Here is a 735-nt window from a genome sequence, read left to right on the forward strand (position 1 = left end):
CCAAAATGAAAGATGTACAGCGTCGTGAAACGCGTAAAGAAATCCAGATGATTTTCCAAGATCCTTTGGCTTCTCTTAACCCGCGTATGACGGTTGGCGACATCATCGCTGAGCCGCTAGAAACGTTCTACCCAGAACTGTCTAAGCAAGAAGTGAAAGACCGCGTTAAAGAGATGATGGCGAAAGTTGGTCTATTGCCAAACGTAATCAACCGTTACCCGCATGAATTCTCAGGTGGTCAGTGTCAGCGTATCGGTATCGCACGCGCACTTATCCTTAAGCCAAAAATGATCATCTGTGACGAACCAGTTTCGGCGCTAGACGTATCGATTCAGGCTCAAGTCGTTAACCTTCTGAAAGAGCTGCAAAAAGAGCTAGGACTTTCTTTGGTGTTTATCGCACACGATTTGTCAGTGGTGAAACATATCTCTGATCGTGTTCTTGTGATGTATTTGGGTAACGCGGTAGAGTTAGGCGAAGCGGATGCACTATTTGCAGACCCTAAGCACCCTTATACGCGTGCGCTGATGTCGGCGGTTCCAATCCCAGACCCAGAGTTAGAACGCAATAAAACCATCCAAATGTTGGAAGGGGATCTGCCATCACCAATCAATCCTCCTTCAGGTTGTGTGTTCCGTACTCGTTGCCCTCAAGCGACAGAAGAGTGTGCAAAAACCAAACCTACGATTGAAGGTACAGACATTCACGCGGTTTCTTGTATTCACGTGAGCGTGT

1 protein-coding gene is annotated in these 735 nt (G+C 47.1%); it reads left to right on the plus strand.

What is annotated here, in order from left to right:
- A partial coding sequence (locus R7Q46_RS26825) for an oligopeptide/dipeptide ABC transporter ATP-binding protein (protein WP_318078178.1) occupies positions 1-735 on the plus strand: 735 nt, incomplete at both ends.

This window comes from Vibrio sp. 811 (assembly GCF_033339195.1).